General features: G+C 67.2%; 1 protein-coding gene. It reads left to right on the top strand.

Annotation, left to right across the window (positions count from 1 at the left end):
• Positions 1 to 78 precede the first annotated feature (78 nt).
• Positions 79 to 1,514 (top strand): IS3 family transposase gene (locus BC793_RS48555; RefSeq protein WP_373871347.1). Its coding sequence is split into 2 segments (ribosomal slippage): positions 79 to 409 and positions 409 to 1,514, totalling 1,437 coding nucleotides; the frame shifts between segments, so codons are not numbered across the junction.
• Positions 1,515 to 1,546: the final 32 nt, after the last annotated feature.

The following is a 1,546-nucleotide window of genomic DNA, read 5'->3' as shown; positions in this document are numbered from 1 at the left end:
CCCTCTGTGCCAAGATCATGAGAGGCAAGATTTACTCTTGAAACGTTGAGCTGAGGGCGAGCGAGGAGACCACCACCGGTGGGTTCGAATAGTGAGGTGCCTGACCCGGAGGTTCCGGCGAAGGCGAGATCGCGTAGTTACTCGGCCGCGTACAAGGCGCGGATCCTGGAGGAGTACGAGGCGCTCGACAAGGCGGGCAAGGGCGCGCTCCTGCGGCGGGAGGGCCTGTATTCGTCGTTGATCACGACGTGGCGTCAGCAGCGGGATCGGGGTGCCCGGCAGGCCCTGGCCCGTCCGGCGGGACGTCCGCCGGGCGATACGCGCGACAGGGAGCTGGCCCAGTTGCGGCGCGAGAACGAGCGCCTGGCCGCGGAGCTCGCGAAGGCGCAGTCGGTGATCGAGGTGCAGGGAAAACTCTCCGCGCTGCTGGGTCAGCTCGCGACCAGCAGCGCCCCGGACTCCGGGAGCGAGCCGAAGCCGTGATCGACGCGGCGATCGCCGAGCTGACCGCCGTGCTCGGGTCGGTGCGGGCGGCGTGCACGGCGGCCGGACGCCCGCAGGCCAACCACTACCGCCGGCACCGGCAGAGCCCGAAACCCGAACGGGAACCACGCGTGCGTAAGCCGCAGCCGCGGGCGTTGTCGCAGGCCGAGCGCGACAGCGTGCGTGCGCTGCTGAACCACCCCGAACACGTCGACAAGGCGCCGGCCACGGTCTACCACGAGCTGCTCGACGAGGGCGCCTACCTCGCGAGTGTCTCGACGATGTACCGGATCCTGCGTGAACACGGCGAGGTCCGCGAACGCCGAGCGCAGGCCACTCACCCGGCGCGGGTCAAGCCGGAACTGGTCGCGACCGGCCCGAACACCGTGTGGTCGTGGGACATCACGAAGCTGCACGGCCCGGCGAAATGGCAGTACTTCTACCTGTACGTGATCATCGACATCTACAGCCGGTACGCCGTCGGCTGGCTCTTGGCCGACCGCGAGTCCAGCATCCTGGCCGAGAAACTGCTGGCCGACACGATCGTCAAACAGCACGTCGACCGCGACGAACTGACCATCCACGCCGACAACGGCTCCTCGATGGCCTCGAAACCGGTGGCGTTCCTGCTCGCCGACCTCGGCGTCACGAGAAGCCACTCCCGGCCGCACACCAGCAACGACAACCCGTACAGCGAAGCGCATTTCAAGACGTTGAAGTACCGGCCCGGCTTCCCGGACCGCTTCGACACCATCGAAGCAGCCCGCGCCTTCTGCCGCGACTTCTTCACCTGGTACAACACCGCGCACCGGCACTCCGGGATCGCCTGGCACACCCCACACAACGTCCACCACGGCCACGCCGGCACCGTCCACGCGGTCCGTGCCGAGGTCCTGACCGCCGCCTACCAGCGCCACCCCGAACGCTTCGTCCGCAAGCACCCCGAACCGGCAACCCTGCCCGAAGCAGCATGGATCAACCCACCCGCCGAGAACCAGGCTGACCAGCAGATTCACTCAAAGAATCCCTAATCAACCAGCCTCAAAAATCTTGACACGTTCCG

The sequence above is a fragment of the Actinoplanes xinjiangensis genome, assembly GCF_003148685.1.
Classification (GTDB): domain Bacteria; phylum Actinomycetota; class Actinomycetes; order Mycobacteriales; family Micromonosporaceae; genus Actinoplanes; species Actinoplanes xinjiangensis.
This window is presented reverse-complemented; position numbering and strand designations above follow the sequence as displayed.